Annotated in this window: 6 protein-coding genes; 3 read left to right on the top strand and 3 right to left on the bottom strand. The window is 71.8% G+C overall.

Annotated features, from left to right (window positions below; translation table 11 throughout):
- Positions 1–310 precede the first annotated feature (310 nt).
- Positions 311–760 (top strand): PTS sugar transporter subunit IIA, encoded by a 450-nt coding sequence (locus tag OF819_RS22275; RefSeq protein ID WP_267245384.1) that lies wholly within the window; start codon positions 311–313, stop codon positions 758–760.
- A gap of 79 nt (positions 761–839) precedes the next feature.
- The gene (ptsP, locus tag OF819_RS22270) at positions 840–2510 is read left to right on the top strand and encodes a phosphoenolpyruvate--protein phosphotransferase (RefSeq protein ID WP_267245383.1); all 1671 of its coding nucleotides are present in this window, start codon (positions 840–842) and stop codon (positions 2508–2510) included.
- Between the two features lie 63 nt (positions 2511–2573).
- Here the strand turns inward: ptsP and OF819_RS22265 are convergent, their stop codons facing one another.
- The gene (locus OF819_RS22265) at positions 2574–3575 is read right to left on the bottom strand and encodes a hypothetical protein (RefSeq protein ID WP_267245382.1); all 1002 of its coding nucleotides are present in this window, start codon (positions 3573–3575) and stop codon (positions 2574–2576) included.
- Positions 3576–3602: 27 nt separating this feature from the next.
- On the bottom strand, positions 3603–4916 hold the full coding sequence (locus OF819_RS22260; RefSeq protein WP_323748953.1) for an MFS transporter: 1314 nt from the start codon (positions 4914–4916) through the stop codon (positions 3603–3605).
- Between the two features lie 45 nt (positions 4917–4961).
- Between OF819_RS22260 and OF819_RS22255 the strand changes: the two genes are divergently transcribed.
- Entirely contained in the window at positions 4962–6281 is a 1320-nt protein-coding gene (locus OF819_RS22255) for an aminotransferase class I/II-fold pyridoxal phosphate-dependent enzyme (RefSeq protein WP_267245381.1), read from the top strand.
- A 16-nt stretch (positions 6282–6297) separates the two neighbouring features.
- On the opposite strand, the gene OF819_RS22250 is transcribed toward OF819_RS22255, so the two are convergent.
- The gene (locus OF819_RS22250; RefSeq protein ID WP_267245380.1) at positions 6298–8313 is read right to left on the bottom strand and encodes an acetoacetate--CoA ligase; all 2016 of its coding nucleotides are present in this window, start codon (positions 8311–8313) and stop codon (positions 6298–6300) included.
- Positions 8314–8610: the final 297 nt, after the last annotated feature.

Genomic DNA, 8610 nt, shown 5'->3' with positions numbered 1-8610 from the left:
GTACTCTATCAGGCTTTTCCGCCCTCCCTGACCGCCACCCCGCAGGCATGCGGAAGCGGAATCCGGGAGTAGGATCTGCACTCGATAGTTGCCGCCGACCTTCGACTCAATGTCGCGTTGGGGTCAGGCAGGGGTACGACAGTACATGCCGCTGGGACACGAGGCAAATCGTTTCCGGTGCGTCCCAAGAGCCGCCAACCGGCACCAGCCGTGCGGAACTGGGACTTCCTATGACCTACCCTTCTGAACAGTGTGTCGTCGCAGGACAGGCGTGACGACGCCGTACGATTCTCCGCCCCTGGGAGGCCCCATGACCACAGTGACGTCCCCTCTTGCCGGACGTGCCATCGGACTCGCGGCTGTGCCCGATCCCGTCTTCTCCGGTGCGATGGTCGGTCCCGGCACCGCCGTCGACCCCGTGCGTGAGCCCTCGGAGGCTGTTGCCCCGGTGGACGGCATCGTCGTCTCCCTGCATCCGCACGCGTATGTAGTGGTCGACGACCAGGGGCACGGTGTGCTGACGCATCTGGGCATCGACACCGTCCAGCTGAACGGCGAGGGCTTCGAGCTGCTCGTCAACAAGGGCGACACCGTCCAGCGCGGACAGGCCATCGTGCGCTGGGACCCGGCTGCGGTCGAGGCCGCCGGCAAGTCGGCCATCTGCCCCGTCGTGGCTCTCGAGGCCACGGCCGACTCCCTGTCCGATCTCCGTGAGGACGGCGATGTGAAGGCGGGCGACGCGCTCTTCGGCTGGAGCTGACGTCGCGGCCGCGAGAGTGCGGCGAGTGGGACATCCATCGCGGCGGCCCGGGGCCGCCGCTCAATCGGAGACGGGTGAAATGGAGACAACGCTGCGAGGCGTCGGCGTGAGCCACGGTGTGGCGATCGGCGAGGTTCGGCACATGGGCACGGCGGTGCTGGAGCCGCCGGCGAAGCAGATTCCGGCGGAGGACGCGGAGCGCGAACAGGGGCGCGCCCGCAAGGCCGTCGAGGCCGTGGCCGCCGATCTGATCGCCCGGGGCAATCTCGCCGGCGGCGAGGCGCAGGCGGTGCTCGAGGCGCAGGCCATGATGGCGCAGGACCCGGAGCTGCTGGCCGATGTGGAGCGGCGCATCGCGGTCGGCAGCACGGCGGAGCGGGGTGTGTACGACGCGTTCGCCACCTACCGCGAGATGCTGGCGGGCGCGGGCGAGTACATGGCCGGGCGGGTGGCCGACCTCGACGATGTGCGGAACCGGATCGTGGCACGGCTGCTGGGTGTGCCGATGCCCGGCGTGCCGGACAGCGACGAGCCGTATGTACTGATCGCGCGGGATCTCGCTCCAGCGGACACCGCGCTGCTCGACCCGGCGCTGGTGCTGGGCTTTGTCACCGAGGAGGGCGGGCCGACCAGCCACAGCGCGATCCTGGCGCGTGCGCTGGGTGTCCCCGCCGTGGTCGCGCTGCCGGGCGCCGGTGAGCTGAGCGAGGGCACCGTGGTCGCGGTGGACGGCAGCACCGGCGACGTCCATGTGGACCCGAGCGCCGAGAAGCGGGCGGAGCTGGCGAAGGCCGCGGAGGAGCGGAAGGCGGCGCTGGCCGCCGCCACCGGTCCCGGCGCGACGTCGGACGGGCACAAGGTGCCGCTGCTGGCCAATGTGGGCGGCCCCGGCGATGTGGCGGCCGCGGTGGAGGCCGGTGCGGAGGGCGTCGGCCTGTTCCGTACGGAGTTCCTCTTCCTGGACGACAGCAAGCAGGCGCCGTCCGAGGCGAAGCAGGTCGATGCGTACCGGAAGGTGCTGGAGGCGTTCCCCGAGGGCCGGGTGGTCGTGCGGGTGCTGGACGCGGGCGCGGACAAGCCGCTGGACTTCCTGACGCCGGCGGACGAGCCGAACCCGGCGCTGGGCGTGCGCGGGCTGCGTACCCTGCTGGATCACCCCGAGGTGCTGCGGACCCAGCTGACGGCACTGGCCAAGGCGGCCGAGGGGCTGCCGGTGTACCTCGAGGTCATGGCGCCGATGGTCGCGGACCGTACGGACGCCAAGGCGTTCGCGGACGCCTGTCGGGCTGCGGGGCTGGACGTGAAGTTCGGGGCGATGGTGGAGATTCCGTCCGCCGCGCTGCGGGCGCGCGCCATTCTGCAAGAGGTGGAGTTCCTTTCGCTGGGGACGAACGACCTCGCGCAGTACACCTTCGCCGCCGATCGTCAGGTGGGTGCGGTGTCGCGGCTGCAGGATCCTTGGCAGCCGGCGCTGCTGGATCTTGTGGCGCTGTCGGCCGAGGCCGCCAAGGCCGAGGGCAAGAGCTGTGGTGTGTGCGGCGAGGCGGCCTCCGATCCGCTGCTGGCGTGTGTGCTCACGGGTCTCGGTGTGACGTCGCTGTCCATGGGCGCCGCGTCGATTCCGTATGTGCGGGCGACGCTGGCCAAGTACACGCTTGCTCAGTGCGAGCGTGCTGCCGCGGCCGCGCGGGCCGCGGACACGGCGGAGGGCGCCCGCGCGGCGGCCCAGGCGGTGCTGTCCGGCGAGTAGTCGGCGGGTCAAGGAGTGTTCGGAAGGGGCTTCCCGCCTGGTGCGGGGAGCCCCTTCGCGCTGCTACCGGTGGGGGTCGGGGTCGTCCGGTGAGGTGACGGGGAAGCCGGGGCAGTATTCGACTCCCGGCTCCGGGGAGAGCGGTTCTCCGGTGGCCGCGTCGGTGCAGTAGGCGCTGAAGACCTCGCCGGCGGTCAGGGGAACCAGCAGGCCCTGATGGAGCCGCCAGCCATGGAGCCGGTCGGGGGTGTCGGGATTGCTGGTGCGCAGAACGATTCCGCCGGTGGTTTCCAGGGCCATGCCGACTGCGAGGACGGTGGCGAACTCCGCTGCCTCCGCCGGGTCGAGTGCGGCGACCGCGGTCTGTTCGGTGTCGGCGGTCGGGGCGGAGGGGACATCGGCGGATGTGTCGGCGTGCAGGACGGCGAGGAGTTGTTCGTCCGGTGCGGGGACGCTGCAGACCAGATGGTGGATGCCTGCGCCCGCCGTGTCGAGCAGGCGCCTGAGGGTGTGGAAGGCGCGCTGGTAGGCGGCTCGGCCGATGTCCTGACCGCAGTCGGCGCAGGCGCCGAGGCCCGCGAGCAGTTCTGTCGCGTACTCCTGGGTGGCTTGGCGCACCGCTGTGTCGATCAGGACGGGCAGCAGTGTGGTGAGCGGCTCTCCTGTGTAGCGGATGCAGGCGGTGTGGCCCGCGACGTCGGCGGTGAAGCGGCTGCGGCTGGCTGGGCAGTCGGGGTCGAGGCCGGTCGCGTCGCAGTAGTCGGCGAAGTCCTCCGGGTCGAACAGGGCGACGGCGGTGTGCTGTTGCCGCCGGGCGAGGCTGCGGAGCAGATTGTCGGCTTCTTTGAGATAGGCGGTGTGGTCGTCGAAGGCGAAGGTGCGGTACTGGCGCATCGCGCTGAAGTCCTGCTCGTCGGCGAGGACGGCGACGATGCCGGGGACTTCGCGGCGCAGGCTGTGCCTCCTTTCCGCCCTGCGCTTCCTTTCCGCCCTGCGCCTGCTTTGCGCCCTGCGCCTGGACGCGTCTGTGCTCTTCGCCGGGCCGGTGTTCCTGGTGTGCGCCATGCTGGACTCCCCCGTGCGCTCGGTCGATCAGGTGTGACTCACCGTAGCGTTCGGCACTGACAATGCGGGCTCGGCCAGTCGGCGGCGGATGAGTCTGTGCTGGGCGAGACAGGTGGCGGACAGTCCTGCGCCGAGGAGTGCCCAGCCGGCGGGGCCCGCCGCGAGGACGGCGGTGATGAGCAGGGGGCCGATGCCGCGCTGTGCGGACGTGGCCAGTCCGTGAACTCCGAGGTAGGCGCCCTGTGCGGTGGTGGGGGTCAGGGCGATGGAGAGTTCCCAGGAGGCGATGGCGTGCAGCATTTCGGCGAGGGTGAGCGCGGTGGCCGCGAGGGTGAGTGCGGCGGCGGCGAGCCATGGGCCGTTTGCCGTGGAGGGCGTGGAGAGGCTCAGGGCGAGGGTTCCGGCGGCGAAGAGCGCGGCGAGCGGCAGGAGGAGCCTTCTGGCCTGGGGTGTGGTGGCGCCGAAGCGGGCGAGTGGGATCTGGAGGGCGACCACGAGCACGTTGTTCAGGACGAGCAGGAGGGGTGCGAGTCCGGGCGGTGCGTCGGTGGCGTGCACGATCCACAGCGGCAGTCCGACTTTGAAGATCGTGTCGTCGAGGAGGAGGACGGTTTCGGTGGCCGTGTAGGCGAGGTAGGTGCGGTCGCGCCAGGGGCTGGCGGGTTTGTCTGTCGCGGGTGTGCCGTCGGGTCCGGCATGGGCGTGGGAGGTGTGGACGACACGGGTGGCGGAAGGGGCTTCGGCGCAGCGGAGTGTGAGGAGGGCGGCGGTCAGCGAGGCGACGGCGTTGCCGATGAGGAGGGATCGGTATGCGGTCGTGGTGCCGATGCCGAGGGCGGCTGCCGCGGCGATGCCGCCGATGGCGAAGCCGATGTTGGCGACGGTCCGGTTGACGGCCTGATAGCGGACGCGGTCGGGGCCTGCGATGCGAGCGGCGTAGAGCTTGGTGAGGACGTTGGCGGCGCGGTCGCCGAATCCGGCTGCGGACGCCAGGGCGAGGAGGAGTCCGTAGTGGTCGGTGGTGAGCAGGGCGAGTGAGGCGAGGCCGCGCAGCGTCTGCATGACGATGAGGACGCGGGTGAGGGGGAAGCGGTCGGCGAGGAGTCCGCCGATGGGCGCTCCGGCGACGCCGATGCCGGCGGACAGGGCGACGAGGATGCCGACTTCCGCGACGGTGAAGTCGGTTACGTAGGTGAAGTAGAGGGCGGCGGTGGCGGCCCAGAGGCCGGTGCCGGCCTTGTCGACGAGGGTGATCCACAGGAGGCGGCGGCCGTTGGCGCCTCCGGGGATGCGGTCGGCAATGCGGTTCTTCAGTGTGGCCCGGGGTGGCGGCAGGCTCACGGTTCCCCCTTGACGGAAATTATGTACTGATACATAGTTATCTACGTGGCAGCACAATATTCGATCGAGGGTACGACCGCCAGGGCAATCGCCGCGTCAGTGGAACGGGCGGTGTCCGGCGGTGCGTTGGGGCCGGGGGACGCGCTTCCGCCCGTACGCCGGCTGGCCGGGGAGCTGGGGGTCAGCCCCGGCACGGTCGCCACGGCCTACAAGGAGCTGCGCGGGCGCGGGGTGGTGGTGACGCGCGGCAGGGGCGGCACGGCCGTCGCCGCGGCTCCCGCCGTGGCGTCGCGGCGGCCGCCGAAGGTGCCGGAGGGGCTGCGGGATCTCGCGGGCGGTCACCCCGACCCCGCCTTTCTGCCGGATCTCATGCCGCCCGCACAGCTCTCCCCCGGTGCGCGGTCGCACCGTTCCGCCCCCCGGCTGCCGGAGCTGGAGGAGGCGGTCCGGTCGTGGCTGGGCGCGGACGCGGTGCCGGTCGAGCACATCACGTTCGCTCATGGCGCCCTCGACTGTGTGGCCCGGCTGCTCTCGGTGGAGCTGCGTCCGGGTGACGCGGTGGCCATGGAGGATCCCGGTTACCACCATCTGCTCGATCTTGTGCAGGCGTTGGGGCTGCGGACGGCGGCGGTGGCCGTGGACGACGAGGGCATGCGGCCGGAGGCGCTGAGCGCGGCTCTGCGGGCGGGCGCGCGGGCGGTCGTGCTGAGCCCGCGGGCCCAGAATCCGTACGGCGGGTGCTTCTCGGCCCGGCGGCGGGACGCACTGGCCGAGGTGCTGCGGTCGGCGCCCGAGGTGCTGACGGTGGAGAACGACCACGCCGCCGAGATCGCCGGCGCTCCGCTGCGCTCGCTCGCCTCGGCGGGCCTGGAGCGCTGGGCTCATGTGCGGACCGTGACCAAGTATCTGGGCACGGATCTGCGGTGGGCCGCGGCGGCCTGCGACCCGACGACCCTGGCGCGCCATGACGGGCGGCTGCTGCTGACCTCGGGGTGGATCAGCCATGTGCTGCAGCGGACCGTGCTCGGTCTGCTGGGCGACCCGGCGACGAGCGCCCAGGTGGCCGCGGCGCGGGCCGCCTATGCGGAGCGGAGGCGGACCCTGGTGGCGGCGCTGGCCTCGCACGGCATCGCCGCGCACGGTGTCAGCGGGATGAATGTGTGGGCGCCGGTGCGCGATGAGTCCGCGGCGGTGAACGGCCTGCGGTCCAGGGGGTGGTGGGTCGCTGCCGGGGCGCGGTTCAGGATCGCCTCGGGACCCGGTGTGCGGATCACGGCGGCCGGTCTGGAGCCGGCCGACGGCGTACGGCTGGCCTCGGATTTCGCGGAGGTGCTGGGCGAGTCCGAGGCCACGTACGGGGGGTAGTCCGGGACCGGGCGGCTTACCGGTTCTGGCCGTGACGGGTGCGGGCCAGTTCCTCGTAGAACCGCAGCAGTTCGAGGTTGTCGACGGAGCCGGGGTTGACGGCCTTGTCGATGGGCGTCCCCTGGAGGAGACGCTTGACCGGGACCTCGATGCGCTTGCCTGTGAGCGTGTGCGGGATGCCGGGCACCTCGATGACGTCGTCGGGCACATGGCGCGGGGAGAGCTGTGCGCGGATCGTCTGCTTGATCCGTGCGCGCAGTGCGTCGTCGAGCGTCGCGCCGGGTGCGAGGTGGACGAAGAGCGGCATCCAGTACCCGCCTTCCGCCTCCTCCAGGCCGATGACGAGCGACTCCTTGATCTCCGGGAGGCGTTCCACCGCCTCGTAGATGTCGGCGCTGCCCATGCGGACGCCCTGGCGGTTCAGGGTGGAGTCGGAGCGGCCGTGGATGACGACGGAGCCGCGTTCGGTGAGGGTGATCCAGTCGCCGTGCCGCCAGACGCCCGGGAACATCTCGAAGTAGCTGTCGCGGTAGCGGCTGCCGTCCGGGTCGTTCCAGAAGCGGATCGGCATGGACGGCATGGGGTTGGTGACGACGAGCTCGCCGACTTCGCCGGTCAGCGGCTTGCCCTGGGGGTCCCAGGACTGCAGATCGGTGCCGAGGCACGCGGCCTGGAGTTCGCCGATGTGCACGGGCAGCGTGGGCACCGCGCCGGCGAAGCAGCTGCAGACGTCGGTGCCGCCGCTGACCGAGGCGATCCACAGGTCCTGGCCGGCGTCGGCGAACTCATCGTGCAGCCAGCGGAACCCGTCAGGCGGCAGCGGCGAGCCGGTGGTGGCGACGCAGGTCACCCGCGACAGGTCGTAGTCGGCCGCCGGGTGGACGCCCGCCTTGCGGCAGGCCATGACGTAGGCGGCGGAGGTGCCGAAGACGGTCGCCTTCGTGTCCGCGGCGACGCGCCACTGTGCGCCGGTGTCCGGGTGGCCGGGGCTGCCGTCGTACAGGACCACGGTGGTGCCGGTCAGCAGGCCGGAGACGAGGAAGTTCCACATCATCCAGCCGGTGGAGGTGTACCAGAAGAGCCGGTCCCCGGGGCCGAGGTCGTTGTGCAGACCGAGCTGCTTGAAGTGCTCCAGCAGGATGCCGCCCTGGGACTGGACGATGGCCTTGGGGAGACCGGTGGTGCCGGAGGAGTACAGCACCCACAGCGGGTGGTCGAAGGGGACCTGTTCGAAGACCGGCTCGGCGTCGCCCGCGGTGACGTCGGACCACTCCAGGGCGCCCTCGGGAGCCGCGGTTCCCAGCAGCGGCACATGGATCACGGCGCGCAGGGAGGGCAGTTCGCGGCGGAGTTCCGCGACGGTCCCGGTGCGGTCGTGTTCCTTGCCGCCGTAGCGGTAGCCGTCGACGGTGAACAGCACGACGGGTTCGACCTGCTGGAAGCGGTCGAGGACGCTGCGGGCCCCGAAGTCCGGCGCGCAGGAGGTCCATACGGCGCCGACGGCGGCGGTGGCGAGCAGTGCGGTGACCGCCTGCGGGATGTTGGGGAGATAGCCGCTGACCCGGTCGCCGGGGCGTACGCCGAGGGCGCGCAGCTGTGCGGCGAGCGCGCCGACCTGGCGGCGCAGCTCCGCCCAGCTCACCGGCGTCGGCCCGTGTGTCTCGTCCACGTACAGCAGGGCCGGTTCCTGCGCGCGTGCCGGGTCCTCGGCGGTGCGCAGGGCATGCTCGGCGTAGTTCAGGGACGCGCCGGGGAACCAGCGGGCCCCGGGCATCCCGCGGTCGGCGAGGACGGTCTCGTACGGGCTGGAGAACCGCACCTCGAACCAGTCGGCGACCGCCCGCCAGAAGGATTCGAGGTCCTCGACGGACCAGCGGTGCAGCGCGGGGTAGCCGCCCTCGGCCGGGGCTCCGTGGCGCTCCGCGGCCCAGGCCTGGAACCGGGTGATCCGGGCGGAGGCGATCCGCTCGGCGTCCGGCTGCCACAGAGGGGCAGGATTCGCGCCTGAGGTCGCTGGTGTCGCTGAGGTCATGGGGCGGCTCCCGGATGGCTTGCTGGCTGTACGCGGTGTGTGCGTCCGGCTCGCGCACGTGCGGGGTGTGCGCGGGCGCGGCTGACAGGACGATGCCATGTGATCGTCCTTCGCACCAGGGCTCGCCGGGCGGGGAGCGGCCCGGCTCCTGGCAGCGGCCCTGTGGGGGGTGGGCAGGCGCCCGGCGGGGGTTCGGGAGCGGCCCGCCGGGGGGTCGGACAGGGCCCGGCGACATCCGGCCGGGGAAGGCGCGGTCTCGCCACGGGTGAACGGGAGTTGAACAATCCCCGTGTGGAC

Origin of the sequence: Streptomyces sp. PR69 (assembly GCF_026420845.1) — a bacterium.
GTDB lineage: Bacteria > Actinomycetota > Actinomycetes > Streptomycetales > Streptomycetaceae > Streptomyces.
This window is presented reverse-complemented; position numbering and strand designations above follow the sequence as displayed.